This window comes from Spirosoma oryzicola, from assembly GCF_021233055.1.
Lineage (GTDB): Bacteria > Bacteroidota > Bacteroidia > Cytophagales > Spirosomataceae > Spirosoma > Spirosoma oryzicola.
In genome coordinates, this window is record NZ_CP089544.1 from 75,582 (window position 1) to 102,004 (window position 26,423).

The following is a 26,423-nucleotide window of genomic DNA, read 5'->3' on the forward strand; positions in this document are numbered from 1 at the left end:
ATCGTTTTGGTTTAGTAGGTTAATTACAGCCATCTGGCCCGCAGCAAGTGGCTGCGGCTATTTTGGTCTCGGTGCTGGGCACTGGCTTTTGAGCGAATACCGTCACGCTGTAGATGCCTTTGTCTTGCTGGCGGTAGTCGGCCACTTCATCCGCTGACAGGTAGGTTTGCAGCACATCGTCGGGCAGGGTGATTTCCCGCTCCTTTTGAACTTGAATGTTGGTAAACCCGGCATCCTGCACGAGCTGCAAATAGGCGTCCTTCTGGATCGCGCCCGATACGCAGCCAACATACATTTCCGCGTCGTGCCGCAAGCCTTCGGGCAGCTCTCCTTTGAGCACAATGTCGGAAATACTGAAATGGCCACCGGGCTTCAAAATGCGGTACGTTTCTGAAAAGGCTTTGTGCTTGTCGGGGACCAGGTTCATCACACAATTGCTCACCACCACATCCGCCAGGTTCTCCGGCAACGGCATGTCCTCGATGTCGCCATAGACGAATTCGACGTTGGAGAAGCCCAACGCTTTCGCATTCTTCCGGGCACGGTCGATCATGGGCGGGGTCATGTCCAGGCCGATCACCTGGCCCGTTTCGCCCGTTTCCGCACGGGCGACAAAGCAATCATTGCCCGCACCCGATCCCAAATCCACCACCACATTTCCGGGCTTGATTTGTGCGAATTGCGTCGGTAAGCCGCAACCCAATCCCAAATCAGCATCGGCTACGTAGCCGTTCAGCTCCTGGTAATCCTGCGCCATCACAATCGGCACATTCGATTCGATTTCAGGTCCCGGCCTGGATTGGTCGCAGCACGAAGTAGGCCCGCAACAGCCATTGACGTCAGGTTGTTCGGCAATCGCGCCGTATTTCTGGCGCACGACTTCTTTGATTTGTTCAGCGGTTTCCATGTGATTTTCCTTTATTAGTTTAATGTAATATTACGATGAATAAGCGCAAAAAAAAGCCTGCTCTTTGTCAGCAGCAGGGCACTTCCACCATTGCATCCAGCAATGCGCCGAAGGTTTGTTTCGCTTCTTCCCATACAGGCGGATTGATGCAGTAGCACACGCGGGGCGGATTGATGTCGCCCTGAATGATGCCGATCCGTTTCAATTCCTTTAGATGCTGGGACACGGTTGCTTGGGCCAAATGCAATTCGCCCACCAGATCACCACAAACGCAGGCTTTCTTCTCGATCAGCATTTGCAGGATTGCCACCCGTGCAGGATGGGCAAAGGCTTTTGCCAAATCCGCGATGCGGTTTTGCTGGTCGGTGAATATTTCTGTTTTAGTCAAACCCATGCCACAAAGGTAGCACAACAATTATTAATCGCAATATTACGATGTGTATTTTTTAATAACAGAATCCCCGTCTCATTCTACGACCTACTAAAGATGCATACTCATGGCGACTATTCCTTCGTCTCAGGTGGGAGCAGTTCTTGAGATTGCTTTTTTTAAGATACTAAGCTAATTTTTAATATGTATTCAGTGGTCCGCCAGCAGCTCAATTAGTAACATAACATGTGCCGTTTACCGTACTAACCCAACAGTCTTGACCCTAAATCGGTAAGTCACTCCTGGTGTCGATGCAACGGCTGCTGAACAACATTGAACCGCCGATTTTACCCTACTCCCGTGGGGCCACAATCTGACAATCTAAGCTAAAACGGTTTGACCCCTTTTGAGGGCATGAGACAAAGCTGCGTTACTCCTCAGCCGCACAAGCCAGCACTGCCGTAGGGGTTGCTCGGCGAGAATGCCACTTGTCCGGACAAAAACGATTTGTAGTCAGGACGCGCACTGATCCATCAGCACGCGTCGCTGATGGATCAAAGTCAGGCGTTGCCGCCGTTAACGTCCAGCAGACTACCCGTGATGTACGAACCATCACTCGATGCTAGCAAAACGTAAGCCGGAGCCAGCTCTTCGGGCTGACCCGGCCGTTGGAGGATAGTTTTGCTAGCCGCTTCCACAACCCCATCAGGGCCCATGCCTGCCCCTGGTAGAAACGGGGTGTAAATTGGCCCCGGCAGTACGGCATTGACCCGTATTTTCTTCTCCCCTAGCTGAGTAGCCAGCGACATCGTGAACGCATGAATGGCACCTTTGGTGGAAGCATAATCTACCAGTTTAGGCTGGCCCATCTTCCCCACAATACTGCCCGTATTGATGATAGCATCATTTTCCTTGAGATGAGGCAGGGCTGCCTGCACCATAAAGAAATAACCGTAAATGTTGGTCTCAAACGTACGCTGGAGCTGTTCTTCGGTAATGTCCTCAATGTTTTCAACCATGTGCTGGTAAGCCGCGTTGTTAACTAGTATATTCAGTTGACCGAACTGGGCAATCGTCTGCTCAACGACCTGCTGACACATCGCTTTGCTGCGCACGTCGGAGGCTAGCGTTACACACTGTCCGCCGAAGGCTTCGGCTAATCGTTTGGTTTCCTGAGCATCGACCTCTTCTTCAGCCAGATAGGTAATGACGACGTTTGCCCCTTCTTTGGCAAAAGCAATGGCGACTGCCCGGCCGATACCGGAGTCCCCACCCGTGATGATGGCCACTTTGCCCGCAAGCTTGCCCGCTGCCTGGTAAGTCGCTAAGTCGCTATCGGGCTCAGGGGTCATTTTGGCCTGTATAGCCGGGAAGGGTTGTACTTCACTCTGGAGTTGTTCCGCTTGCGGGTAAGTAGGTTGTTGCATACAATAGTCAAGTTCATTTTCTAATTATCATTCGATTAATCTATCGCCTTGTCAAAGTAGAATGTTTCGTTGTCCGGCTACCTTATAGCGATACAGCGCCAGTTTATTTCTTAGATTACCATACTCGAACCCACCCCTCCTTTGGACTTATGGCTACAAGAAATCTGATTTGTTCTGTAAGAAGTTGAATGCTGAGGGAATGAATGTATGCTTACCGGGGGCGGGTAAGCGTGGTCAGTTTGAGCAGCTGTATGAGAAGTGCGATGGGAGAGTGACGAAATACCAGGGAGCAGACTAGATTGGTAGCATACCGTTTTTGCTGGAAACAGACACATGAACACTTCATCGTCTAAACTAGGAGCCTTTTTGTGATCCGATTCTTATTGAAGAGCGGTTAACTTCATGCCGTTCTACACAAAGTTACCTCGTGCTGATACCCTACGTTATCGGGCAGGCCCCTTTGGCATAGCAGTGCCGGAGAACTGCCTCCAACATGACTGCTTTCCCACTTGGGCGTGCCGCGGGAGCTATAGGTTACCCCAGCGAATCAAACAGCACCAGCTAATCAGGAGCAACGATTGGAAAATTGGGGGGAGTTTCATCGACTCTAAACCAGCTTTTTTCACTGGCAGAGCTAAGAGGACGGTTAGGCTTCCAGACTCGCTGAAAAACCAACGTGGTCAAGAGCATCGCACTACAGGGGGCCACCACGTAAATCCAGTAGTGGTGGAAATCCAAGGCTCCAGCCGCCGTGCCTAAAGAACGGGCTGGATTCGTACTCATGCCCGAAAAGGGGGCTTCAAAAATGATGTAAAGCATAATTAAGCCTACGCCAAATGAACTGCTGAGCTTGCGAAATTTTTTAGAGTGCAGCGATAGCAGCGAGACGAATATTAGTAGACTCGATATAATAAATTCGGCTAAGAAAGCAACGGGCCAACCGCCCGTTTCAGGCCTTGGCGCACTTAGATTGTAATTAACATCAGGATGAGAATACCACTTTTCCAGCAACTGGTAAACTATGAATCCACAAATAACGGCGCTGGTACATTGAAATAAAATGTACCAGACCGTGTCAACAGTTGAAATTTTGCCTGAATAGCGATAGGATAGCGTAATCGCTGGATTAATGAGTGAGCCCGATTTTTTTCCAGCTGGGTTATGGTTGATGACTAGCAGCACTAGCCCCATAATGACGGCCTGAATCGTTCGGCGCCATAATTTCGATTCACCCAGAAATTGACGAACTGGTGAATCCGGATGGTGTAACAAAACGGCCGTACAACACGAGCCGATCATAAATAATGAGACCCCCATTGCTTCCGCTACATAATTTGGCCAATGATGTACAAAGGCCCGGCGCAGATCAGTGTTGAACGAAGTGACCATAGGCTACTTTAATTTACCAATTAATAAGAGAACAAATCAAGTGACCGCTACTGGCCTGGCTAACAAATCACGTTGAGGGGATTTGTGCTAACTGCTATCTGTTCGTTGCCTTTTTCATCTTTAATTTGTAGCAGATATACACCTTTTGACGAGTTGGTTGATCAACTCTACACCTTTTTTTCTGAATAGACGTGAGTTGACGTTGACTCATTGTGGGATTGTCGCCGGCAGCCGAATTCAACCCCTCTTCCGCCTACTTGATTTTTGGTAGTTTTCCTTGCTGGTTCATCGGATGCGTTAGGTCGTCATGTAGACTAAGCGTTTAACGGAATGTGCTGGAGAATAGTAGTTTAGCCCGTTTCGACTCCGTGGCCATGATCCGCCAACGGCTATTTTGTTCAACCGGCTGCTGCAACCGCTTTTCGGTTGCAGCAGCCGGCTCGATTTGCCAGCGTAGATTCTAAACAAGGTCAGCCCCTACCGGATGTGATCCCTAACTGAGCCCACAAAGCGGCTGCTCGAATAGGGGCCGGGTGAGCTTTCTCTCAAAGAACGGTTTCTAACTCATGACCCTTCTTCATTGTGGTGGGAACAACTACTGACGACCGGCCAAACGCGTTAAATTGTCAAAGAGTAGCTAGCTCATTTACGTGCAGTCTGCTCGGTTTTAACTTGCCGATCAACTAGCTTACGCTGATAATAATGAGGGGTCAGCAGCTGGGCCTTGTAGCGGGGCTCCGGGCTGGGAAGGGGCAATAAGTAGGTGATCACGGAAAGATCGCCCATCCCCTGTTGGATTGTCCAATCCTGAAAAGCCGCCCAGGTGGTGAAAGCACCCGGGAGATCTGTTTGATAGGTTCGTGATGAAGTCATATAAATCAGGTAGTCAACAAATTAGAATAAACGGTTTATTGACTACCTGTTTACGCTCTTTGTTCGCTGACCAACAAAATAAATGGTGCTATATGACTCAGGCTGATCAACCTGTTAATCCGTTGATCAGCCTGAACTTGAAACGTGGGGTAACTGGCTAACTAAGCCCCCGTTTGTCAGTTGATTTCTCGCTTTACCAAACGTGAAGGCCCGCTAAGTAGTAATGGGATCGTGAAATACACGATGATATTGATTTTTGTCGAGGGTGTCGGGCGCACCGGAAAGGTGCGCCGTTTTAGCTTTGGGAGTTCAGCTTAATGGACAGCTTTCAGGTAATCAATAAGTCAGCCCAACTGGCCCCCTCCCTGACCCGGATCGAACTACTCGAGGACAATACTACTCCGATTTTCCTACCGATTAGCGTCATTGAGTGTAAACCCATCGCGCCAGGAGTAAAGGCCGAGCGGCAGGCCTTATTGAGCTAGCCGGAGGACCATGAAACGCCCGAATTACGGCGAGGCAAATCTCTATTAGTCTCAAGAGGGAGCCTTATTTGAGATTACCTTTAGGAGAGAGTGTCTTAACCCCCTGAATGGCTGGACAAAATTGTAAAAATAGTTTAGTCCTACTACATTCAGAAACCATGAGCAAAATCAGGCGAAGTTTTACTCCCGAAGACCGCTACTCCATCGTCCAGGAAGCCATCTGTGACGGCCATGCTGAGACGTGTCGCAAGTACAATGGCACGGGCCACCCCGCTTTCCCCTTCGTTGCTGCGTAAGTGGCGAATGAAGTATTTAAGTAAAGGCAAAGAGGGCCTGAAAGACTCCTACTCACGTGTCGATCCCCAACTGCGAGTACTCGAACCGGGCCGCCGGAGCGGAGGAAAATGAACGCATAAAGCGGATTGTAGCCAAACAGGCTTTGGAATTGGAAATCAAGAGCGAGCTGCTAAAAAAAACACCTATTCAACCCAGGAGAAGCTAGCCCTTATGAAACAGTTTGAAGACCGCGCCAATCACACCCTGTTATGTCAGTGGCTTGCCTGCCTCGCAGCGTGTATTACTACCAACCCCAATCCGGTAAGCCTGGAGCCCGTCCCAGCCAGTTGACTATGAAGTTGGACGGATCATGGGTAAATAATCAACAAGTAGTCATGAGTATACGGCACTTACTGGACGTTGAATTCAATGCGCTTGGCTATGAGTACATTACCTATGATCGGACCGCCGAGCGGTTGAAAAAAGAGTACCTCATCAATAAGAAAAAGGTATACCGGCTCATGCAGGAGCATGATTTATTTTTAGGTAAAACGATCCGGCCGACAGGCAAGCGAGAGTTCGTTCAATTCCGACGAATTGAAGCTATTAAATCCTTGGAATACCTGTGCTGGAATATCAAATACGTCTGGCCGGGCCGCCGGTGCGGTAGAAGGGGAACGACGGAATTACTATCTGTTGAGTGTCATTGATGTATATAGCCGTAAAATTCTGGATTGGCTGTTCCAAGGCAGTATTCGTCAAATTGACTTAATCAACCTTTTTCGACGAATTAACCGGAGTCATGAACTGAAAGGTGTCATTCTACGCAATGATAACGGTAGCCAATTCATAGCCCACTCCGTACGCAACTTTTTGAAAAGCTCAGAGATCAAGCAAGAATTCACGCATGTTGCCACCCCTGAGGAGAATTCGTACATTGAAGCGTTTCACCGCATTCTTGAACATGATGTGATTGAGCGCAATGTATTTGACAGCTATTATGAAGCTAAAGACCTATTGAAGCGTTATTTTTCCCATTACAATAATCATCGGCTTCATCGTTCTATTGGCTTTATAACACCTCAACAGAAATGGGAAGAAGCACAGGTAGTTTACGACACAACCGCAGCGACGGCCGCCTTTTCAGAAAATTTGTCCAGTTGATAGGGGGCTAACACAAGAGAAGTTAAGAGAAAATACCCAGAAACTCCTCTCCGAGACAAATGTCTGAACCAGCTACTACAGTCCAATCCAATACTTGTGGTATAAGTGGCTGTATGTTAAGAGAGTAATTTTACAAATAGTCATCCAGCTGGCAACTGCTCCTTACCGAATTAGTTCGGTGATAATGCCACCGCTACCAGTCCAAACAAACTTTGGGTTGTCGCACTGATTAGTTTGGAGCCTCAAGATGGCACCTACCTGCCTTTCTCTCCGATCGGCCACAAAAAGTATAAGCGAGTCACCAATCAGTTCGTATCCTCTTTTATTAACCAACTCATCCTCAATCCTATAGCCTAACAATGTATCTGGATCTGCCAGGGTCTTATCCGCGTTGAGCGTTATCCGCCCTGAGTAGTTTGTACTTCCTCCACGAGGATTAAGCAAACGAGTGGTTGTGCATGTCCAAGGCCCAAGTATTTTCTTTTCCAGCTCGGGACATCTAGGCGTAAAGATTGGTGGTTGAGTACTAGGCCCCAATGAATCGGACGGAGGAGACACCGAGTGAATCTCTATACAAGCCCAAAGACTAATTAGTAGCCCACTAACAATTAAAAAGCGTAAAGGCTGATTCATCAGTGCAGGGATTTACCAGCTTAACGCTAACTCCTTTCTCTGTTGTATAATCTATGTGGCTACGGTCGGCCGCGCGGTTGCAAAAGTCGCTCCTGATCGGCATCTCCTATTTTTAGGACTGCTTATGGGGCCAAAAACGGCCCGACTAAGCGGCGGACTGTTGCCACATCACGTATACAACAGAAATAAGTTGATTGATCGGTTAATCAAATACTGAGTAACACAGTTAGGCGTTTCCAAGAAAATGAGAACTTTTCGGATGAAAACTAGCCTATACTTCTGTCTTCTTGGCCTCTTGATAAGCCTTCAGTTTCAACAGTCTTACGCCCAAAAGCTGACCTCTGGTCAACCTCAAACTACGTTCCACTCACACAGTTGGCAATTAGGCGCAAAAGCCGGATATGGTCGAGGAGATTTGTTTAGCAATAGAAACAGCTTTCAAATTCATGCAGGCTATTTTCTAATTAAGCAACTAGCTGTAGGCTTGAATGCAACTTGGTCTAATGAATGGTCCGATGGCATTGGCTATAAAGATCTCTCAGCAGGACCCTATATACGGTACCAATTTACAGATACTTGGTTCTCTCCATTTATCGAAGTTTCTTATCAGATTGGCAGACGAAGTCCGCACGATGTGGCTAGAGCAAGCTATTCGAGTATATCCACGCAAGCAACCCAACTTAATCCTGGCCTAAGTATAGAGGCAATAAAATCCTTACGACTTGACTTTAGTTATCGATTTGACTGGATTTATCTATCGAATAACACCCAATCAATCGGCTTACCTCAGATAGGAATCACCTATTTGCTTAGATAGCGATTAGCCTTGCGATTCAACGAAAACCTAGATTATTCTCAGGGTAATGACCCAGGCAGTTAAGCTACGCTCTGGAAATAATTCATGAACATAATGTGAGTGGCTGTTGTAAGAGTCTGAGTAGATACCAGAGAGCCGGTCTTACAAGTCAGATACCTGACATAAGATGGCTAAAAATACGGATCAACCGAACTTTGAGAGTTACACATTGACTTCTGCAACAGCTACCTCACTTATACAACAATTTTGGAGCAGTAAATAAGTACACTAGTAACAGTAGCTAATTGATGAACTAAATTTAACGTGTCATGAACAGAAACAAAGTTGCTTTAATCTTGCTCTTCTTTAGTATCAGTCAAACTATGCTTTTTGCTCAATCTCAGCAAACGGCAGTAGTGCATCTCTATCAAGGCAAAGTCTTTGGCTTATTTTCGGCTAAGTACCGCGTCTACGCTGATGGAAAGTTGATCTGTAAATTAGGCCGAAATAGCCATTGTCAGATCTCGTTGCCCGCTGGCAAAACTAGGTTCACAACTAAGCCACCTTTGCTAGGTATAGGGCCTCAACCTGCTTTAACCCTAGCTCTAGAACCGGGGAAAGAGTATTACTTACAGGGCGATATCAAATCTGACTTATTTCCTCCTAACAGTGCTCTAGTGCTAACGGAAGTAGTTGCTAATTCTAGCAAGTTGGAGCAGATAATTCAGGCCAAAGTAGCGCCTGCTTTGTCAAGCTCAGTTGATTAAAAAGCTTGGTTGACTATTGTTTTTCAAAGTCGCCTAATTCGAGACGGCTTTGCTGTTTTTAGAAAAAGTCACATAATATAAAGTTGGTGGCTGTTGCAAAAGTCTGAAACCTGCTATTTCGACTGGATTTGGGCCGTTTCTAAGCTCATCAGTAGCCCTAGAATAGGAGATGCCGATCAGGAGCGACTTTTGCAACCGCGCGGCCGACCGTAGCCACGTTAGTTATATAACAAAGCTATAAAATAATTATAGTGCTCTCTTTACTATCAATAAACTGTTAGTTAGATTCTTCTAATAAATCTAATTTCGATTCTTTGCCAAGAAAATAATGTTTGTACCTAGCTTTTGTAAAATACACACCTAACCAAAATTCTTGTTCTGTCACTTGACTCATGGTCGGGTAAGCAATGCCTGAACTACTAACAATACGATAAAAATAAGCCTTGCCTAGTTCAAAATGAACATAAGCGATTTTACCGTTATGTAGTACCAGACCTAAACTGTCAGCATCTGTTTCAACTAACACATAGCCATCATTAACTCCATTGCTTATTTTGATGGGTAGATCCGGATTTAGTGTCGTTCTAAGTTCTTTAATATAGCCAGTTGCTCGTCCTTGATGAATATAGAGTTTAGTAAGACTAGTACCTTGGCCAGAACATGGTAAGCTTATGCTAATAAAAGTCAAAACAATAAAGAGACGTTCTTTCATCGTACACAAAAATAGTGCAAACTGTAGATAGGTAATGTACACGCTTAAATTTAGTTTTTCAAGACCTGTTTTACAACTCATATTATGTTATGTGAGCTAATTGAGATGCCAGTACTTTGTAGGTATGATCGCTTTCTTAGATAAGTCTATAAATGAGTTGGAGCCAGAAGTACAATCTAACTTAACTGAATCTTCCTTGATAGCAACCTGCCGGAAATTAAGGGATAAGAAGCTACAAAACTACTCGGTTGAAGATTTGAGAATTATGATTGGTCAGCATATTGGCCTGACCTGGTTAATTCCTTTGGCTTTAGAAAAATTGAAAGTTAATATTCTTGCAGAAGGTGACTTCTGCGAGGGGGATCTGCTAATGAGCGTATTGAAAACTAGTTCATCCTATTGGTTTAATCACTCACTCGAACTGGCCGCCTTTATTACTTCACTTGAGGAAAATCTTATTAGTATTGCTACCAGTGACGCTCCTAAGACGGTACTAGAGAACGTCTATCAGAGCTTACCTGAACTCAAATCTATTTCTGTTATAGAAGTGAATATTATGTTAATCCATACCTATTTACTTAGTGACTTAAGCCAGATCTTTTCCCATACACACACTGTCATCATCGCCAACATACACGCCGTAGCAAGGAATTGATTTATAACCGCATCGTTGATAAAGCGCAATCGCTTCGGGCTGTTTAATCGCAGTTTGTAAGACAGCCATATGGTGACCTTCTTCCTTAGCCCAAGCCTCAAGTTGAGCTAGGAGTTGCTGAGCCACTCCGAAACGCCGGTAAGCAGGCTGCACGTACATTCGTTTTATTTCGACACTACCTGCTGGCTCAGCTATTTTGTAGCAAGCACAACCTACCGGTTCATTTCCATTAAAAGCGAGAACAACCCTAGCTTCTTGTAGACCAGTGTTGTGTAGATCGTATTGACTCTGTTTAGGCCCATAGCGTTGTAATAAATCGTAATCTAATTGGCTAATAAGCGTTTTGAACGCAGTGTCGTCGGCGGTGCTTCTGATGAGAGAAGTCATAAGTAAAGACAGTTGTATAATCTAAAATAAGTTAAGTACTACAGAATGGAAGACAAAAACAAGCGCTGTCTGACAAAAGGTGAGTTTAGTTAATAGCCGTTATTTTAGCGATTCCCAGAAGCAGTATGTACAAAATGGCTAATCATATAAGGCCACCTTACATGAAGTTTGGTTCGTCTCGTGTGGGAGTATTTATTGAGACAATTACTTGTAACCTGTATACGTAGCACACGAACTGATTGCCTATCAATAGATGAACGAATTACAAGATAGAATGCAGGGTACAAAGCTATCTTTTATCAGTTTATCTTTGTTTTCAATTCTAAGTAAGAAGTAGTTTGTGATGAGAAACGACGACGCTGTTGGTAGCCTACTACGCAGCGCTTTCTCGACACAAACCCGTTTGTATGCACGTTTTGACAAGTCCACCGGTTAGCGATCCGATGCGATTGCACGCTCGGTTAAGAACCATCAGTCGATGGTTATCCAAGAGCATTGAGCTGACGGCATTGGCTGGCAATTTGATTAGAACCTCTTCAAACGACCTATTCCCGGCCTGGTAGCCATGCATCCCCTGATGGCCTTATTCTTTATGGCGGCCAGTGCCTCGTTACTGCTTCACACCAACGATAAGTCCAACCGGCTGGGCCAGCTTCTAACCAGCCTACCAGTGCTGATTGGGTTCCTAGTCTTGGTCAGACACCTAACCGGCTAGGGGACCGAATTTGCAAGGGTGGTTCTTTTCCCCAAAATTGCAAGCTCATGCGATTGACAACCTTTCCAACCGAATGGCTCCCAACACGGCTTTTGTTTCATGCTCGCAGGCTTCTCGCTGGCCTGTCTGCACATCTCCAAACATTCCAAACCAAACCTGGCACAGGCGTTGGCCCTGGTGGCGGTAATACTGGTGGGGTGAGGTAGGTTAATGCTACGCGAAGCATCGTATTGTTTAGAGGGTAGATCCGGCCTGCCGGGGGGGCTCCTAAACTTGTTTGCGTGCAGAAAGACGGTTTGGGCACCGCACAGTGATTCCTGACAATACACATTCACCAAACCGTTTTGTTGCCTAGTGCCTCCTACTATGCCTGCTTTAAACTAGCCGAGCTATAGTAGCCAGTCCCTAATCAGATCGATCACGACATCTTCCTAAATTTTTGTGTGAGTAAGACTTTGCATGCAGTCGTTCTACTAAGTTGATAAGCGGCGACTGCTCATCTATATCAAGCAGTGGAATGTACAGGGTGGCAAACTCCCAAGTTGGTAAGGTAGATTGCGGACAGATCGTGTGTCTCTCTGCGGGTAAGCTACTTACAGTATAAAAAGTTTCAGCGCTTACCGCTTGATTTGCTGCTTGATCTCTACACACCAGTGAAGTATGAGTTGGGTGTCTTCAATTATTTTTAATGTTTGAAGCGCCAAACTTGCTGGTTCCTCCAGCGCGCCTAATCCCTTTGCCAGTTCGTGTAACTCATCGGCGATTCGGTACTTCAAACCAATAAGCTCACTCAACCATTGGCTCGTATCGTCATCTAGAAGACCAGTAGCTAGCTGATTGTCAATGGCGCGTTGTAGCAAGCCATTCCAGTAGCGAAATTGCTTGATGGCTTGAATCCAGTCACTTAGTACGCCTGAGAGCGGCTGTCCATAGGGGTAGTTTGATAGATTGTCCCGTTCATTCACTACGCTTGATCGGCTAGGGATAGATAGGTATATGAATACAGAAGTGATTAGTCGATATGGCGTTTGTACGGTGGCAGCTACGCTTATCAACAGACTCTATTTATTGGCGTATTGAATAGCCATAGTACTTGCTAATGGGTCAATAAACTCTACCAGTAGTTGATCAGTATAGAAAATTATGTACTAGTTTAAATCAAATATATTGTTTTAATCATATTATATAGCACTATAATAACGTAAAAGAAGTCGTTATTTAGGGAAAGGTTCATTTGTCTATCAACCTGTAAACAGCGGGATTCTTGCCTATTGCCAACGATTACTCTGTCAAGACATTAAAAAGCCCGACTCGGGGTGGAATCAGGCTTTTCTTTATAGCTAAGTTAATTGCGATTGGCACTTAGAATCGAAGGTGTTTTTTTCGACAGCGCAAGCAGCGATATGATTTGAGGGGGACAAAGAATAGCACGCTCTTTAGCAAATTAGGTCGGCTAACGCGATAGCTATCGCGTTTACTTCCACAATGGGGGCAGCCAGGCTGGTTGGTGAAGCGTTGAAATGATAAGGGAGCCGTTAGCAAGCGCATTGGCACGCTTACTAAGGTAGAGGTAATAGATGGAGTAGTCATTAGATTGATAGAGGTTAATATCATATGATAAAAATAGTTATTTATATGTTACCTAATATTAGTTTAAGTATAATATATATTAGTTGGTTGGTCCGTTTAATTACTCTTAAACAAAATGGTCATCCTTTATCTGATAAGGGCTTGCTAAGACAAAAAAGCCTAGCTCCATCACGAGCCAGGCTTTTCGCTTCTATCCACACCATATCTAAACCGCAGGGCGCGGCCCAGACAGACAGGCCAATAGGACTTGGCCCGTATTCAAAAGTACTAGCATCGGAAGTAACTCTATCTAGAAATAGTAGCTTATCTCCTCAGTGGTACAGCAAAAGTGTTTTAATGACACAATACACGCAAATAGTGCAACTAACTATCACTTTTTTTGGGAAAGTGCAATCGTGGAATTGTTGCCGTTTGGAACCAGTATGCCCGCAGTTGCTGTACATAAGCTTTCCAGTCGGCGTAGCTAAAGGGCTTAGTGGTAAACGCATTTGCCCCCTGCTCATAGGCTTTCTGAGCCACTTGCTCGTTACGGCTAGCGGATAACATGATTACCGGCACTAACCGCCCCTGGGGGTGCTGACGCAATAAGGCCAAAAAGTCAAGGCCGTCCAGACCCGACTGCAAATCTCTATCCAGTAAAATCAACCGAGGCCCCCTGCCAGCCAGACCCGTCAGGTAGCTGACCGCCTCAGCGAAGCTAGTAACATGCATAAATTCAGCTTCGGGGAATACACTACTAGCCGCCCGGTTGAGCACATCGGCAATCTCTTGTTCATCGTCTATTAACAAAATGAGGTGTTTTACGGCCATTGACGAAGGTATGATGAAGTCCTTGTAGACAACACAAAAAGCCTGCTAAACATGCCTTTCTAATTGAATTCTAATCAATTGGCTGTTTTTATATGTTAGGTGTAATTACAACTGACTGAGTACTGAGTAATGCAACAGCACGGCCCTATTCTATTTATTGATGATGATCCCGATGATCAGTTTCTTTATAGGCCTCTTTTTGAGCAGATAATTCCTGACAGGAAGGTCGTATTTTTAGATAACGGACAAGAGGCAATCGATTATTTGCGAACCACGGAGGAGAAACCCTTTTTAATTATCTCGGAGTTGACCCTAAGTGGCATGAGCGGGCTAGAGCTGCGAAAGGAGATTGAGCAGGACCCTGCCCTACGCAAGCGAGCGATTCCGTTTATCTTCTTTACCCATCCGGTTTATAAACACCTGGTCGAAGAAGCCTATGAGCTAACCATACAAGGATTCTTCGAAAAGAAGCCTGACATCCAGGCCGTGGAGAAAGAACTGCGCTCGATTATTGATTACTGGTCGACGTGTTTACATCCCAACCGTTTTGATGGCACGGAGTGAATTGTTAGATGTGTTACAAGAAGGTTAGAGTCGCTTTGCGTTGCAGAACGACTCTTTCTGTTGATAATCACAAAGGGTCGCTTCCTAGAAAAATAAAACACAAAGTAAAGCCGGATGATTTTAACCGTGTTGTTCAGTCAATTAATAGGAAAGTGATCATTATTTACATCGTTGGAATTGATAGTGAAAACAAAAAGCAGATTGTCAGTTTTGGCAACCAGAGTATGGAAGTGTGTTTTGATACGCTGTCTATACTGGTGGAAAAGGGCTGGCTACTTATGCATCTAGTGCTATCAGTTGACGCTCGGCTAATACCCCTACCAGTAGAAGCTTTTGATGGAAAACGCTTTTCTGAACCCCTAGCCCAACTAAAAAGGGAATGGGAAGCTATTCTGGCAGGCTAACGGCCCATCCATTACAAAGAGATATGCAGTTACTACACCTGGCCAGTGGTGTCTTATTCGCTGAACCAGTGTCTCCCTATAAAACCCTTGGATAATTGATACCTTCTTACAAATTTACTGGACATATCCAGTATAAGGCGATAAATTCAAGTGGAGGATATCCTTTCGACAGAAAGGGTGTGTCTTTTTAGGTTAAATTCCTGTACTGGCCGCTAGAGATTTCTGGCGGCTTTGTCTTAGTGAAGCCTGCAGAATTGATTCTGATACTAGTGGTTTCATAATTTACCTTGCCCTCAGGATCTATTCTGTTCATCCAACCGATTAAGCCGCACTGGTTCAGAAAGACTGAACGCAAGTTGTTCCCATCCGGGGATAATTGATTACATGAAAAATGCCTAACCGCAAAGCGAGTCAGGCATTGAAGAAAAAATTAGCCGCTCTACAGCTAATAGAGTTGCTAACAAAGGAATACTGAAAAAATCTCAGTATCAACACGTAGCGAGCTTTTGGCAATTGAACCACGCGTGTTTAGGCCGAACATAGTACCTAAACAGTAAATCAATACCTTCTTATAAAGCAAGCAACGGGTTGACGAAGGAAATAGTTTGATAGCCGTCAGAAAGCCACTCCTGATAGGCGGGTGTGTGCGATGGCTTGGTTATAAGCTTACTTGACTTGGTTGACGACAAGTTGTAGCTTTGACAAGGAAGATTTATTTTATGTTAGTTAACAGGTACTGGCCGCTAGAAGATCTAGCGGTCTTGTCTTAATGAGACTTAATTCACCTATCGATAAAAATAAACGGTCGTAGTAACCTTTATGGGTACAGGTAGTTGCGCTATAAAACAACAAAGCTATGACTCTCTATACCGTTCGCGTTCAGTTGCCCCATACCTTGACGTGGAAGCCCATTTCAGGGTTCGATGAAAGAGGGAATATTGTTTCCTTTCCTAAACAGAAGTTAGACGTCTACCAAGCCAAACAACTAATCGTTCAACTATTTACCCAACGACCTGATTGTAAATTTCAGGCCTGGCCAACCGTGAGTTGAAGCCGGAATCGAGTATAAGCCGAACAAATCAAAAGCGCGTAGCCCTTATTGATGGTATGCACTTCAAGTAACTATTCAACGAATAACGTTATATGCTAGTCGTGCATTGACGTTCTGGATTGCCATTGTCCGTACATTTAGCATAAGCGTTATTGACTACTCCCCAATAGATCGGATCATAATTCCAAGTCTTGGGAGGTGTTGCGTTTTGAATGTAAGCAGACTGAAACGATACTTCGGCCCATCCAGTGTTCGCTCTTTCTTCATTAAAAGAAGCTTGGTAACTCCAACCCGGCCCGCCCGATGGCGATTCATAAACGACATTCACTGTTCCACTTGTTCTGATAACAGGCGTGTCTGAGGTAGACCAAATACTACCGAATGAACGACTTTGGTGTTTAGCAACACAATAGACCATCGAGTAAAACCCTTGGTAGTTAGTAGAGCCGATAACCCCCGCCATCCAACGCTTGTTACCGCCTACCCAGTACTCTTGAAGACAGTTGACCTCTGCGGCACGCCTTCCTTTAGCCGTTGCGGTGGAGGTTCTAGTTATCGTATACTTCGCTAGATCAGCTCCTGTTCTGGCTCCTGCGCTCACTTGAGTTAAGCGTTCCTTGCTGTAGTTGTTGATCTTATAGAAGTTATCTCGCTCAAACAAATAGGCTTCTTTGCCAATGTATAGCCAGCCATCTTTACTAATCACAGTAGCCAATACAGGATCGTCGGTCAGGCGAGTGATTTCGCGATCATCCCCCTCCCCCTCAATTGCGACAAAGCTCTTGTAAGAATCCGTGTAGGCTATCAGACACTCTGTATAACGTCTGAAGTCTAATCAGCATCGAAAAGCAGGTAGCAATCGGCTAAGTCCAATTTTGCGATATGCGCTAGAATTAGTTGTCTTTTAAACACAGGCCGATCAATAATCGTACAAGAAAAACATATATATATCATTTCTATACTATATTGCCTTTCTTTTAATCATTGCCTTTCCTCCAAACTAGCTCATCAACTTACTTTCAGTATGATTGCCTTCACGATTCAACAGCTCGAGTGTTGGACCCAGATCAAAAGTCACACCTTACGCGTATGGGAGCAACGTTACAAAGCCTTTTCCCCCAAGCGTAATGGCCGCCAGCACCGGCTCTATGAACCCGATGATATCCAACGAGCGCTTTGTTTGTCCCTGTTGACTCTTCACCACTCTTTGACCGCTCAGCTAGCCGCTCTGCCTTTGTCGGACTTAAAAGCAAGAACGCGTCTGCTCATAACGGCTAGTCAACCCTTGACTTATCACGTTGTTGAACTGCTGATGGCCATTGTGGACAACGATGCGGATGGGTTTCGACAACTCCTGCAAGCCAACTGGCACCGAGTAGGAGGCCTTGTGACCTTGCGTAAACTTATACTACCCTTCCTGCAACGCCTAGAAGATGTATGGGGGTCAGGCCTGGAGACAGTCGAAGAATGGGCGTCGTCCCGAGTGATTCTGGAGCAGCATCTTGTTGACTGTACGGATCGCTTACCCTCCCCTTGGCGCATGGCCGAACGTTATATGATTGTACAAGCCAAACCGGGGGGATTTCAACTACTGCCCCAGATCGCTCATTATCTGCTGCTCAGTCAAGGCTATGCGGTTGCGCGACCTGTGCTTCATGAATCAGCGGAACTCACGCCTGAAGCGCTCCAAAGCTATCGACCCAAGTATGTGGTGGCCGTTTTGTCGGGCTGGCCTGCTCGCTCGCTGGTGCAATCCTACATTGACCAGTTAGTTAGTCTGTGTACCCCCGCCCAGGTACTATTGACCGGCGATCGGATTACCGGCCAAGATATATCAGTTCCGGAGGGGGCCGGTTTATTGCACCGAATTGAGGAGTTAATCTAAATCCAAAATAAGTCGTTGCTCTCATCAGTGATGCCAAAGTCACCTTCGTAAGTAATTTGACCTTGTTCTTAGCTAGGAATTAGTTAGACTGCACGAGACTTTTTGAGTCTGGTTCCTACTTAGAAACGCATCAGTATACCTATCAGACCGCTTCCAGCAATCGCCACTAGGCTTAAAACAGCATCGGGGTCTAGGTGACCCCAGCTATCTTCTATGAACCAACTTTCTTTAGCAAGTGCCAACTCCTACCGTTTAGCCAATGATCATCGCTCGCTGGGCGTAAGCTTTACCGAGGACGGTAAGGCAACGATCATTACCTGGGCGCCCAGGGCCAACCAGGTCGCTATTAACCTTCAAAAACAATTGGCCCCATTGCCCCTTAACCGTGACCAATACGGATACTGGTCTTTAGTAACCGACCAAATTAGCCCAGGCGATCTATATACGTTTATCCTCAATGGACACAATGAACACCCAGACCCCACTTCTCTATTCCAGCCCCAGGGCGTATTTGGCCCATCAGAAGCCGTTGAAACCGGCTTGTTCTGTTGGACGGATCAGCATTGGCAAAACCCCCATCTTGATCAATACCTGATCTATGAACTGCATACGGGCACGTTTACAAAAGAGGGAACGTTTGCCGCGATTGAGGAGAAGTTAGATCATCTGGTCGCATTGGGTATCAATGCGATCGAACTCATGCCGATCGCCCAGTTCTGCGATTCCCGCAACTGGGGCTACGACGGTGTTTTTCCTTTCGCCGCTCAGGCAACCTATGGCGGCCCGGCTGGTTTACAGCATTTGACGAATGCCTGCCACCAGAGAGGCATTGCCGTTGTGCTGGACGTGGTCTATAACCACTTTGGTCCCGAAGGTAACAATCTTCAGGAGTTTGGCCCCTATCTAACTAGCAAATACAGCACGCCTTGGGGCGAAGCGGTCAACTTCGATGATGCCTGGTGCGACGGTGTGCGCCGATTCGTCGTCGAGAACGTACTGATGTGGCTGCGTGATTTTCATATTGATGCGCTCCGGATGGATGCGGTCCATGCCATCAAAGACTGTAGTCCCGTTCATATCCTGCAGGAGATTCGCCAGCAGGTCGATCAACTAATGGAACGAACCGGCCGGCGTCACTACCTCATCATTGAGAATGACCTCAATGATCCCCGGTTCATCAATTCACTAGCCGAAGGCGGCTATGGTATGGATGCGCAGTGGATGGATGAGTTCCATCACGCGCTGCGGGTTACGGCGGGGGAGCCGCAACGGGGCTATTATGCGGATTATGACGGCGTCAATCATTTGGTCAAATCCTACCAAGATGCTTATATATTTGATGGGCAGTACTCGGTTGTTCGCCAACGGTTTTTCGGGCGAAAAGCGGCCCATAATCCCGGCCATCAATTTGTTGTTTTTTCGCAAAACCACGATCAGATCGGCAACCGCAAACTAGGTGAGCGGTCCAGCCAGCTCTATAGCTTCGGGATGCAAAAGCTATTGGCTGGTGCGGTGTTAGTGAGCCCGTATCTACCATTGCTGTTCATGGGTGAGGAGTGGGGCGAGACCAATCCTTTTCTGTATTTTGTGAGTCATGCTGACGAGACGGTCATCGAGGCCGTTCGGCAGGGCCGTCAGGAAGAGTTTGCGGCCTTCCATGACGAGGGGGACGACCCCGTACCCGACCCGCAGGACAAAATAACTTATGTGCAGTCGCACCTGCAATGGGAACGGCTGCACCAGAAGCCGCATCAAACTATGCTGCGTTATTACCAGACACTGATTAAACTCCGTCTCCATCATCCCGCCCTACGTACTCTGAATCGTGAGCAACTAGCTGTAACGGCGCAAGAAGCGCAGAGAACGCTGACACTACATCGTTGGCATAAGGATCAACACGTGCTATGCTTACTGAATTTCAGCAGCTTTCCGCAACGCGTTTGCTTACCCGTCGAGGGGAGTCAGTGGCAGAAGCTATTTGATTCGGCGGATCAACAGTGGCAACGCCACGATGAGCTAACCCCCAGTTTGTCTCCTACCACATTTACCCAGGAGAAGTCACTATGGTTATCACCTGAATCACTGTGTATCTACACAGCTGACTGGCGGGGGAAATGAATTTAAGTAAAGCGTCCATCATGGATACTTTGGCAGATGGTATAAGCGCTACCGTATCGATTGATGAGCTACCCAGTTGAGAACGGTAAACTACTTGAAGGGCCTGCCATGCCATTGACGGCCTATGTTGGAAAAACAAGGTATTTTTGACTCTTCACGAAACGCAGTCTAGTTCATGTATCGTTAGGCTTAATTAAGCCTTTGTGCAATTAGCGGATTGGGCGGGCGACACGTACGTAGCAGTGACCGAATTTGGTGAGCAGCCCCGGGCTCTAGTGTCGCTCAGTTACGGTAACGCCAGCCAACCGGGTCATCCGCATAACGGGGACAACTGGCAGCGCATGTCCGAAAAGCGCCTTCGGGAAGCCTTGCTGGAGAAGCCCGCCATTCAAAAGCAACTGGAGAAACAGGAAATGCTACGGTTTGGCCAAACCCGGTAATCATCGCCAATCGACTTGTTAGCGAGAAGGTCACGTTCACTTATGCTCTAGCCACTCATCCTGTTGCTATAGACAGCTATTTATGAGACTAACCGTACTTCATAGGTACCTGCTACTCGTTCTGCTGGCACAACCGGTAAGGGCTCAGACTGGCTTGATAGGCGATTACTATGTGGGCACCAATTTTGAGCAGAAGGCTTTCTCCCGCATCGATCCGGCGATCAGTTTCAACTGGGACCGACGCAGTCCGGGAAAGGGTCTTTCCCGCTCCTATTATTCCATTCGTTGGCGGGGTAAACTGCGGGCTCCCACGACGGGAGTGTATGAGTTTTATGCCAAAGTAAATGACGGCATTCGAGTTTGGGTGGGCAACAAGCTGGTGCTAGAGTCCTGGAAATTAAACGCCTACAAGCACTATACGGGTAGTATTGTCCTGGAAGCAGAGCACTACTACGATCTGCGAGTCGATTATTTTAACGCCATCGAGTGGGGCGAAATTGACCTCTACTGGAAGCCACCACCAACGCCCAACTCCGCCTTGAATCCGTTCTCTGAGAGTGGCGAGCCTATAGCCGCCGACTATTTTTTTCAGCAAGCGCCCCCAAGTAAGATGGTTCCTAAACCAATTAGCCCAGCCGCTACCAAGCGATCCGTTCGTTTGCCGTTACCTAAACGGGTACATCCTCCCAAACTAAAAACAGTTAAGCTGAAATCGATTCCCACGCCGGAAACACCGAAAAGGCTGCCTGATCAGGAGACGGTAGCCGCCGACACCATACTCATCCGTCGCGTGGCTGCCGAACCGCCACTGGCCATCAGCTCCGGCGCTACCTTGATTTTACGGACGGTGCAGTTTGAGCAGAGCAGCTACGTACTGCTGGCTGAGGCATCGACGGAGCTGACTAAACTGATTCAAGTCCTGAAAGTCAATCCACACTGGCACATCCATATTACCGGCCACACCGACAATGTTGGGGATGCTCGGCTAAATCTGGCCTTATCGGAGCAGCGGGCAAAGGTAGTCGCTACGTACTTGATCCGGCGGGGTATTCTTGATGAGCGGATCACCACGGAGGGGTTTGGCAGTACACAGCCCCTTGGCGACAACACAACGGAAGGCGAACGAAGCAAAAATCGCCGGGTAGCGATTACCATTCGTTGAGTTAGGTTTGCCCTTTAAGCGCAGGACATCCATCGAAATCAATTTTACAGACTTAGCTTGATTATAGCGCCTTCTTAAGTGGCAGAAGCCGTTCGATTATGCAGGCTAAAAGTTGTTTACAAAACGCCCATTTGATGAAGCACCCGTTATTTTGCTTCTCGCCAAGCTAAGTAGCGGTAAACTGTCGCTCGGCTTAGGTGAAATAACTGACCAATCTCTAAAATCGTATGGGTTTTAAGAGTATACATCGTCTTTACAGCTCGGGCCTTTACTTGGGCTTCGGCAGAGAGTCCTTTTGGACGGCCGCCTATTCGTCCCCTAGCCCGCGCTGCGGCCAAACCAGCTAGGGTACGCTCGCGGATTAAATCTCTTTCAAATTCGGCCAGCGATGCAAACAGGTTAAATACCAAGCGACCTTGTGCAGTGGTGGTATCGATAGCATCATTTAGGCTACGGAAACCAATGCCATTGGTTTGAAACTCGTTGACTAGCGTGAAGAGTTCTTTTAGTGATCTGCCCAGCCGGTCAAGCTTCCAAACAATGACCGTATCACCTTCTCGAAGAATCTCAAGTAACTTTCGTAATTGGGGTCGTTCTTTAGCCGAGGAAACCTTCTCCTGGAAAATTTTATGACAACCTGCTTTTTTGAGATCATCTAATTGCAAGTTCAGATTTTGATCTTGAGTAGAAACGCGCGCGTAGCCGAATAGCATACTATTATTTTAATACAAAAAAGGAAGTGAGTCTAAACCAGTAGTGGCTAACTATATACTACGTAAGACAATCAGTAGGGTAGGGCTGATTGATAAGCCATGGCCTTAACTACAGTTTTTGGGACAGATGCAACTAATAGAAAGCTGGTTGCGTCCGTTTGGAAAACTATCTTCTATTGTCACATTTCAGAAGCAGACCTAAAAAATTATCGGAGGCCTCGATCACTGCTCAATAGATGATTAATTTCTTGTTAGAAAGGTAATTAGGCGAGGCCGCGCCTTGGTGATTGATCGCCAGGCGGTGTTCACCAAGGCGCATAATGATTAAGTTGCTGATTCTGAAATCCGCTGGCCACCGTGGCGCGGTCAGTATCGCCGAAATCTCCATACCAGACAACTTACAAACTTTTTTTTGATTGTACGAGTTATAGCTACGTAAAATGTCAGTAACATTGCTGACAAATTGTTATTCATGAAAGCAACTACCGAGAAAGCTCGCAAAGCTAGACCGGGCGCTAAGGACAACAGCGCACGACAACCGATCTTTATGGCAGCCAATGTTGTGGTACGCATCGTACCTGAGCGAACCGGCCCTTTCGAGCTCATCGCCCAGTCGCGCTCAGGGGTAACCCATGCCGAAGTGCGAAAACAGGCTTCTTTATTAGAGCTGACGATTCGGGAGTTAGCAATCCTGCTATCGATGAACGAACGGACGATGGCTCGTCGCTTAGTGAGTGGCTCCTTGAATAAGGTGGAATCTGAACGACTGCTGCTGCTTAAAGCCCTATCGGCCCATGGCCTGCGCGTTTTCGAAGATCAAGGTAAATTCAACCGCTGGTTGCGTCGGCCCCTGGAGATTCTGGAAGGTCAATCCCCCCTACAACTGCTGGACACGGCTACTGGCTTCCAGGTAGTAGATCAGATCTTAGGCCGCATTGAGTATGGCGTTTACAGTTAAGCAATGCCTCTAGTCTACCGTATCCAAAAGAAGCAGTTCATTGAGTCAGTGCTCACGGGAGAAGGAGCTCGTTTGAACGGTGGTCGCTGGAATCCACCGGGTACTCCCTTAGTTTACACGTCGATGACACCCGAGTTGGCCTTACTGGAAACGCTAGTGCACTTAGATGGTACACCCGTACGCGATTTGCCGCCGTTTGTTCGCGTAAGCATCGAGCTACCGGAGGCCATTGAGGAAATCCGACTATCTGAATTGCCCCCAGGTTGGGATGCGCTCAAGTATCCTGAAATCCTACCGCAATTTTTACTGCCCAAGCTAATTCCTAGCTATCCCGCCTTGGCCTTTGCCATTCCGTCGGTGATTGTCAGGAACACGCCTTCGCGTAATATTCTGATCAATCCTTTGCACCCGCTGATGAGTCAAGTAAAAGTGGTGGACGTGATGGCTCATGAGTTCGATGAACGATTACAGAAACAAGCTGAGAAGCCAGCGGTAGAAGCCGCTCGGGTTAAGAAGGGCCAAAGACGGTCAACTTAAGTGAACCATCCGGTTTCAGTCCTTGCGTGGTAGAGCGGCTTATACCGTTCAAGAATAGAGCGGTTTTTGAGAATCTTAACTTTTAGTAAATTGGCTGACCTAATTAACATACAAGCCAGTAAGCCAATGAAATCGATTTATTTGGGGTTAGCTATTCTGGGAACTCTGCTACCCCTGGCCCAATTTTATGGCTTCCTCACCGAGTACGGCCTTGACTTCGGTTCGTTCTTTGAGCAACTCTTCGTCAATCACGTGTCCTCGTTTTTTGCCTGGGATGTGTTTATCTCCGCCCTGATCGTCCTAGTGTTGATTCAACAAGAATGGCGCAAACAACCCGTTAAACACTATTGGCTAGCCTATGTTGGCTTGTTTTTAGCGGGCGTTTCGTCGGGCTTACCACTGTTTCTGTATCTGCGAGAGAAGAGCAGGATCGGTTAGAGATGGTGAGGGCATTGATGGGTAGACCGCTGCCGTTCACCCAACCATCAGGCTACCATTCTTTAGTCTGAAATTAGGCGTAGCTGGTACACATCTGGTTTAGCCGGCCGCTGATGAAGATTACATGATCTAAACTGGGAGCGTTTCCAGGAGGCTGATCTTTCAAAGGCTATTAGCTTGCAGTTTCGTACTTTGGCTACCCTATAGACTCTTGTATAACTAATGGATTTACAGACTCAACTAAATAAAGAAGCGGTCAGGCGTTTCAACCAAGAAGTGATCGCCGAAGGCAACATCAACAGTTTCAACGAATTGATGGATGACCAGTTTATTAACCATTCCGCCCCATTAGGCACTGATAATGGTCCGCAAGGCATGATCAATACCTTCAACAATATCCTTCGCCCCGCTCTGGCGGATATGCAGGTAATTATTCACGATCAAATTGCGGAAGGGGATTTAGTGACCACGCGCAAAACCATTACTGGAACCCATACGGGAAGCTTGATGGGCATATCGCCAACGGATCGGTCAGTGAGTATCGAGGTCATTGACGTGGTACGATTACGCGACGGGAAATACATTGAACACTGGGGTATCAATACCTTACCCGTTGTTTTACAACAGTTAGCCAAAAATTGAGCCTTTCGTGAGAATAAGTAGATGTTACTCGATTTGACGCTTTTAAGGTAGATGCACGGTTACTTTATATACTATTGGATCTTAGGGTAGAAGTCGCTCATTGTCCATCACCTGCGCGATGCAACGCTTTTGTGCCTATGCTCGGTCTATAAAGGTGGTGAAGTAATTCAACTAAGCGCTTATGAAAAATGCATTGATCTTATTGGCCTTCCTGGCAGCGACAACTAGCTGTAAAAAAAACGAACCTGATCCATCGGTTTCACCAGAGATCAACCCAGCGAACCGAAGTGTGTTAACCTATACAACCAATTTCCCAGGCACCTACCAAGTGACCGATTACGATGCCAACGGCATACCAACACGGGCCAACGTGTCCGTCTTTTACCCATTTGGCGTTACGCCAACCGGTACTTATACCAGTTCAGTTAAGCTGGAATACGACGCTCGGCTACGAGTAAAAAAAACGGTCCAGATTTTTAATGAACTGGGTAACCAATCCTGTTGTCCCGGAAGCGCACCCTTCACTGACCCCGACCGACAACTAATCAACCAATACGAGTATCAGGGCAACACCAACAATATCACCCGTGAGATTGCCTATACCGTCAATGTCAAAACGGGTGAGAAATCCGTTGTTTCCGAGCGCTTCCGAACCTTCACCGAGTCGGGCATGCTCACTCAGGAAAAATTAGGTACTAAGCCGGTTTATGAGGCGAGCTATGATCCGTATGATAATCCGTTAACCGAAACCCTATACGCAGCTGATGGAGCACCTGTGGTTAGCCGTCAATGGGACTATGTATTCGACACCAGCCATCGTATTTTGAGCCGACGCATCAAAAACTCGGTGTTGTTTGAGAACAATACGTATGACAACCAAGGGCGAATTATACGGCGGGTCACCAATATGACCGTCATGACACCCTTCAAACCCAGCTATGATATGGGGCGATTGATTGATTATCGTTTTGACCGGCATGAGGAGCGGGGTGATATGAGTTTCATGTTTTTTCAGTTTACGGGCCAGTGGACCCAACAGCCACCGCAAGTGCTCACCTACACCTATGCAGGCGAGGAGACGCTGATTGTCAACACCGCTTATACGTTTTGGCAAAACAAGGCGGGCATCGATCAACCCCAATTCGATTTTGATCAGCTTCCTAAAGAGGAGCTGATCTCGATTAAGGTTACCAAATGGCATCTCAATAAATGGGACAAGGTCAATCGGGAGGAGTTTACGCATGCTTATGTCAGTGACCGATTGAAGCCTGAACAGCGGGGTACCATCTATGCCAGTGATAATGCGTATTCATATGATGAGCGAGGTAACTTGGTGGGCAGTGAAGGCAGTCAAACCAACTTTTATGATATGCTCCCCACCAAAGTCAATGCATTTACAGCCCGGTACAAAAACTTCTGAGAAGCGATAAGTCAAGTTAGATCCGGACCTCAGGAAAAGCCTGAGGGCCGTGCTGCTAACAAGGAAGTCGCTTTCGGTTCAAGGCGGCAGATAAACCCGCCTGGTAGACCGGATTAGAGGCTGATTGATTGGCAA

At 46.8% G+C, this 26,423-nt stretch carries 30 protein-coding genes; 18 read left to right on the forward strand and 12 right to left on the reverse strand.

Translation table 11 applies throughout. The features are described from left to right. Positions 1–19: 19 nt before the first annotated feature. From LQ777_RS28950 to LQ777_RS28970, 5 genes are all read right to left on the reverse strand, one after another. Entirely contained in the window at positions 20–907 is an 888-nt protein-coding gene (locus tag LQ777_RS28950; protein WP_232563940.1) for an arsenite methyltransferase, read from the reverse strand. Positions 908–974: 67 nt separating this feature from the next. Beyond that, positions 975–1,301, reverse strand: a complete 327-nt coding sequence (locus LQ777_RS28955) for an ArsR/SmtB family transcription factor (RefSeq protein ID WP_232563941.1) — start codon at positions 1,299–1,301, stop codon at positions 975–977. Positions 1,302–1,837: 536 nt separating this feature from the next. Continuing rightward, a complete protein-coding gene (locus LQ777_RS28960) occupies positions 1,838–2,704 on the reverse strand; it encodes an SDR family oxidoreductase (protein ID WP_232563942.1) in 867 nt (288 codons plus the stop codon). Positions 2,705–3,265: 561 nt separating this feature from the next. Then, a complete protein-coding gene (locus tag LQ777_RS28965; protein WP_232563943.1) occupies positions 3,266–4,093 on the reverse strand; it encodes an MIP/aquaporin family protein in 828 nt (275 codons plus the stop codon). 642 nt (positions 4,094–4,735) lie between these two features. Beyond that, complete coding sequence (locus tag LQ777_RS28970; RefSeq protein WP_232563944.1) at positions 4,736–4,966, reverse strand: hypothetical protein; 231 nt, start codon at positions 4,964–4,966, stop codon at positions 4,736–4,738. A 317-nt stretch (positions 4,967–5,283) separates the two neighbouring features. On the opposite strand from LQ777_RS28970, the gene LQ777_RS28975 reads away from it, so the two are divergent. The 5 genes from LQ777_RS28975 to LQ777_RS28995 all read left to right on the forward strand — a co-directional run bounded on the left by LQ777_RS28975 (position 5,284) and on the right by LQ777_RS28995 (position 9,087). Further along, the gene (locus LQ777_RS28975) at positions 5,284–5,451 is read left to right on the forward strand and encodes a hypothetical protein (RefSeq protein WP_232563945.1); all 168 of its coding nucleotides are present in this window, start codon (positions 5,284–5,286) and stop codon (positions 5,449–5,451) included. Between the two features lie 158 nt (positions 5,452–5,609). Then, on the forward strand, positions 5,610–5,747 hold the full coding sequence (locus tag LQ777_RS28980; RefSeq protein ID WP_232563946.1) for a hypothetical protein: 138 nt from the start codon (positions 5,610–5,612) through the stop codon (positions 5,745–5,747). Between the two features lie 375 nt (positions 5,748–6,122). After that, positions 6,123–6,437, forward strand: coding sequence for a hypothetical protein (locus LQ777_RS28985; RefSeq protein ID WP_232563947.1), 315 nt, complete (start codon positions 6,123–6,125; stop codon positions 6,435–6,437). Next, entirely contained in the window at positions 6,424–6,891 is a 468-nt protein-coding gene (locus LQ777_RS28990; RefSeq protein ID WP_232563948.1) for an integrase core domain-containing protein, read from the forward strand. Before LQ777_RS28985 ends, LQ777_RS28990 begins: the two co-directional genes overlap by 14 nt. Positions 6,892–8,649: 1,758 nt before the next feature. Next, a complete protein-coding gene (locus tag LQ777_RS28995; protein ID WP_232563806.1) occupies positions 8,650–9,087 on the forward strand; it encodes a DUF2846 domain-containing protein in 438 nt (145 codons plus the stop codon). Positions 9,088–9,364: 277 nt separating this feature from the next. Here LQ777_RS28995 and LQ777_RS29000 read toward each other — a convergent pair whose 3' ends face one another. Next, positions 9,365–9,799: a hypothetical protein gene (locus tag LQ777_RS29000; protein WP_232563807.1), complete on the reverse strand. Its 435-nt coding sequence runs from the start codon at positions 9,797–9,799 to the stop codon at positions 9,365–9,367. Positions 9,800–9,923: 124 nt separating this feature from the next. Between LQ777_RS29000 and LQ777_RS29005 the strand changes: the two genes are divergently transcribed. Further along, positions 9,924–10,454, forward strand: coding sequence for a contact-dependent growth inhibition system immunity protein (locus LQ777_RS29005; RefSeq protein WP_232563808.1), 531 nt, complete (start codon positions 9,924–9,926; stop codon positions 10,452–10,454). On the opposite strand, the gene LQ777_RS29010 is transcribed toward LQ777_RS29005, so the two are convergent. Continuing rightward, entirely contained in the window at positions 10,386–10,841 is a 456-nt protein-coding gene (locus tag LQ777_RS29010; protein WP_232563809.1) for a GNAT family N-acetyltransferase, read from the reverse strand. The genes LQ777_RS29005 and LQ777_RS29010 overlap by 69 nt on opposite strands. Positions 10,842–11,406: 565 nt before the next feature. Between LQ777_RS29010 and LQ777_RS29015 the strand changes: the two genes are divergently transcribed. Then, positions 11,407–11,556: a hypothetical protein gene (locus LQ777_RS29015; RefSeq protein ID WP_232563810.1), complete on the forward strand. Its 150-nt coding sequence runs from the start codon at positions 11,407–11,409 to the stop codon at positions 11,554–11,556. A gap of 617 nt (positions 11,557–12,173) precedes the next feature. Here LQ777_RS29015 and LQ777_RS29020 read toward each other — a convergent pair. From LQ777_RS29020 to LQ777_RS29025, 3 genes are all read right to left on the reverse strand, one after another. Beyond that, on the reverse strand, positions 12,174–12,521 hold the full coding sequence (locus tag LQ777_RS29020; protein WP_232563811.1) for a hypothetical protein: 348 nt from the start codon (positions 12,519–12,521) through the stop codon (positions 12,174–12,176). 397 nt (positions 12,522–12,918) lie between these two features. Beyond that, positions 12,919–13,170 (reverse strand): transposase, encoded by a 252-nt coding sequence (locus LQ777_RS30715; protein ID WP_425276971.1) that lies wholly within the window; start codon positions 13,168–13,170, stop codon positions 12,919–12,921. Positions 13,171–13,509: 339 nt separating this feature from the next. Then, entirely contained in the window at positions 13,510–13,956 is a 447-nt protein-coding gene (locus LQ777_RS29025; protein WP_232563812.1) for a response regulator, read from the reverse strand. Between the two features lie 129 nt (positions 13,957–14,085). On the opposite strand from LQ777_RS29025, the gene LQ777_RS29030 reads away from it, so the two are divergent. Beyond that, a complete protein-coding gene (locus LQ777_RS29030; protein WP_232563813.1) occupies positions 14,086–14,520 on the forward strand; it encodes a response regulator in 435 nt (144 codons plus the stop codon). Between the two features lie 8 nt (positions 14,521–14,528). Continuing rightward, positions 14,529–14,924, forward strand: coding sequence for a hypothetical protein (locus LQ777_RS29035; protein ID WP_232563814.1), 396 nt, complete (start codon positions 14,529–14,531; stop codon positions 14,922–14,924). 1,139 nt (positions 14,925–16,063) lie between these two features. Here LQ777_RS29035 and LQ777_RS29040 read toward each other — a convergent pair. Next, positions 16,064–16,681, reverse strand: coding sequence for a hypothetical protein (locus LQ777_RS29040; protein ID WP_232563815.1), 618 nt, complete (start codon positions 16,679–16,681; stop codon positions 16,064–16,066). Positions 16,682–16,999: 318 nt separating this feature from the next. Between LQ777_RS29040 and LQ777_RS29045 the strand changes: the two genes are divergently transcribed. The 4 genes from LQ777_RS29045 (at position 17,000) to LQ777_RS29060 (ending at position 21,580) form a co-directional block, all read left to right on the forward strand. After that, positions 17,000–17,860 carry a MerR family transcriptional regulator gene (locus LQ777_RS29045; protein ID WP_232563816.1) on the forward strand — a complete coding sequence of 287 codons (861 nt, stop codon included), beginning with the start codon at positions 17,000–17,002 and terminating at the stop codon, positions 17,858–17,860. Between the two features lie 213 nt (positions 17,861–18,073). Continuing rightward, positions 18,074–19,978: a malto-oligosyltrehalose trehalohydrolase gene (treZ, locus tag LQ777_RS29050; protein WP_232563817.1), complete on the forward strand. Its 1,905-nt coding sequence runs from the start codon at positions 18,074–18,076 to the stop codon at positions 19,976–19,978. 203 nt (positions 19,979–20,181) lie between these two features. Next, positions 20,182–20,418 carry a penicillin acylase family protein gene (locus tag LQ777_RS29055; protein WP_232563818.1) on the forward strand — a complete coding sequence of 79 codons (237 nt, stop codon included), beginning with the start codon at positions 20,182–20,184 and terminating at the stop codon, positions 20,416–20,418. A gap of 82 nt (positions 20,419–20,500) precedes the next feature. Beyond that, entirely contained in the window at positions 20,501–21,580 is a 1,080-nt protein-coding gene (locus LQ777_RS29060; protein ID WP_232563819.1) for a PA14 domain-containing protein, read from the forward strand. A gap of 146 nt (positions 21,581–21,726) precedes the next feature. Here LQ777_RS29060 and LQ777_RS29065 read toward each other — a convergent pair whose 3' ends face one another. After that, complete coding sequence (locus tag LQ777_RS29065) at positions 21,727–22,293, reverse strand: recombinase family protein (protein WP_232563820.1); 567 nt, start codon at positions 22,291–22,293, stop codon at positions 21,727–21,729. Positions 22,294–22,765: 472 nt separating this feature from the next. Between LQ777_RS29065 and parS the strand changes: the two genes are divergently transcribed. The 5 genes from parS (at position 22,766) to LQ777_RS29090 (ending at position 26,288) form a co-directional block, all read left to right on the forward strand. After that, on the forward strand, positions 22,766–23,251 hold the full coding sequence (gene parS / locus LQ777_RS29070; protein WP_232563821.1) for a type II RES/Xre toxin-antitoxin system antitoxin: 486 nt from the start codon (positions 22,766–22,768) through the stop codon (positions 23,249–23,251). Positions 23,252–23,254: 3 nt separating this feature from the next. After that, on the forward strand, positions 23,255–23,788 hold the full coding sequence (locus LQ777_RS29075; protein WP_232563822.1) for an RES family NAD+ phosphorylase: 534 nt from the start codon (positions 23,255–23,257) through the stop codon (positions 23,786–23,788). A gap of 126 nt (positions 23,789–23,914) precedes the next feature. After that, entirely contained in the window at positions 23,915–24,226 is a 312-nt protein-coding gene (locus LQ777_RS29080; RefSeq protein WP_232563823.1) for a DUF2834 domain-containing protein, read from the forward strand. Positions 24,227–24,448: 222 nt separating this feature from the next. Then, positions 24,449–24,868, forward strand: a complete 420-nt coding sequence (locus LQ777_RS29085) for an ester cyclase (protein WP_232563824.1) — start codon at positions 24,449–24,451, stop codon at positions 24,866–24,868. A 181-nt stretch (positions 24,869–25,049) separates the two neighbouring features. Next, positions 25,050–26,288: a hypothetical protein gene (locus LQ777_RS29090; RefSeq protein WP_232563825.1), complete on the forward strand. Its 1,239-nt coding sequence runs from the start codon at positions 25,050–25,052 to the stop codon at positions 26,286–26,288. Positions 26,289–26,423 lie beyond the last annotated feature (135 nt).

Excerpts from the sequence above, each read along its gene's own strand:
- LQ777_RS29025 (WP_232563812.1), bottom strand. The coding sequence starts at position 13,956 with ATGGCCGTAAAACACCTCATTTTGTTAATAGACGATGAACAAGAGATT.
- LQ777_RS29090 (WP_232563825.1), top strand. The coding sequence starts at position 25,050 with ATGAAAAATGCATTGATCTTATTGGCCTTCCTGGCAGCGACAACTAGC.
- LQ777_RS28975 (WP_232563945.1), top strand. The coding sequence starts at position 5,284 with ATGGACAGCTTTCAGGTAATCAATAAGTCAGCCCAACTGGCCCCCTCC.
- parS (WP_232563821.1), top strand. The coding sequence starts at position 22,766 with ATGAAAGCAACTACCGAGAAAGCTCGCAAAGCTAGACCGGGCGCTAAG.
- LQ777_RS28985 (WP_232563947.1), top strand. The coding sequence starts at position 6,123 with ATGAGTATACGGCACTTACTGGACGTTGAATTCAATGCGCTTGGCTAT.
- LQ777_RS29080 (WP_232563823.1), top strand. The coding sequence starts at position 23,915 with ATGAAATCGATTTATTTGGGGTTAGCTATTCTGGGAACTCTGCTACCC.
- LQ777_RS28980 (WP_232563946.1), top strand. The coding sequence starts at position 5,610 with ATGAGCAAAATCAGGCGAAGTTTTACTCCCGAAGACCGCTACTCCATC.
- LQ777_RS28965 (WP_232563943.1), bottom strand. The coding sequence starts at position 4,093 with ATGGTCACTTCGTTCAACACTGATCTGCGCCGGGCCTTTGTACATCAT.
- LQ777_RS29035 (WP_232563814.1), top strand. The coding sequence starts at position 14,529 with ATGTGTTACAAGAAGGTTAGAGTCGCTTTGCGTTGCAGAACGACTCTT.
- treZ (WP_232563817.1), top strand. The coding sequence starts at position 18,074 with ATGAACCAACTTTCTTTAGCAAGTGCCAACTCCTACCGTTTAGCCAAT.
- LQ777_RS28955 (WP_232563941.1), bottom strand. The coding sequence starts at position 1,301 with ATGGGTTTGACTAAAACAGAAATATTCACCGACCAGCAAAACCGCATC.
- LQ777_RS29005 (WP_232563808.1), top strand. The coding sequence starts at position 9,924 with ATGATCGCTTTCTTAGATAAGTCTATAAATGAGTTGGAGCCAGAAGTA.
- LQ777_RS29010 (WP_232563809.1), bottom strand. The coding sequence starts at position 10,841 with ATGACTTCTCTCATCAGAAGCACCGCCGACGACACTGCGTTCAAAACG.
- LQ777_RS28970 (WP_232563944.1), bottom strand. The coding sequence starts at position 4,966 with ATGACTTCATCACGAACCTATCAAACAGATCTCCCGGGTGCTTTCACC.
- LQ777_RS29060 (WP_232563819.1), top strand. The coding sequence starts at position 20,501 with ATGAGACTAACCGTACTTCATAGGTACCTGCTACTCGTTCTGCTGGCA.
- LQ777_RS29030 (WP_232563813.1), top strand. The coding sequence starts at position 14,086 with ATGCAACAGCACGGCCCTATTCTATTTATTGATGATGATCCCGATGAT.
- LQ777_RS30715 (WP_425276971.1), bottom strand. The coding sequence starts at position 13,170 with ATGATATTAACCTCTATCAATCTAATGACTACTCCATCTATTACCTCT.
- LQ777_RS29045 (WP_232563816.1), top strand. The coding sequence starts at position 17,000 with ATGATTGCCTTCACGATTCAACAGCTCGAGTGTTGGACCCAGATCAAA.
- LQ777_RS29015 (WP_232563810.1), top strand. The coding sequence starts at position 11,407 with ATGCATCCCCTGATGGCCTTATTCTTTATGGCGGCCAGTGCCTCGTTA.
- LQ777_RS29000 (WP_232563807.1), bottom strand. The coding sequence starts at position 9,799 with ATGAAAGAACGTCTCTTTATTGTTTTGACTTTTATTAGCATAAGCTTA.
- LQ777_RS29065 (WP_232563820.1), bottom strand. The coding sequence starts at position 22,293 with ATGCTATTCGGCTACGCGCGCGTTTCTACTCAAGATCAAAATCTGAAC.
- LQ777_RS29075 (WP_232563822.1), top strand. The coding sequence starts at position 23,255 with ATGCCTCTAGTCTACCGTATCCAAAAGAAGCAGTTCATTGAGTCAGTG.
- LQ777_RS28950 (WP_232563940.1), bottom strand. The coding sequence starts at position 907 with ATGGAAACCGCTGAACAAATCAAAGAAGTCGTGCGCCAGAAATACGGC.
- LQ777_RS29085 (WP_232563824.1), top strand. The coding sequence starts at position 24,449 with ATGGATTTACAGACTCAACTAAATAAAGAAGCGGTCAGGCGTTTCAAC.
- LQ777_RS28995 (WP_232563806.1), top strand. The coding sequence starts at position 8,650 with ATGAACAGAAACAAAGTTGCTTTAATCTTGCTCTTCTTTAGTATCAGT.
- LQ777_RS28960 (WP_232563942.1), bottom strand. The coding sequence starts at position 2,704 with ATGCAACAACCTACTTACCCGCAAGCGGAACAACTCCAGAGTGAAGTA.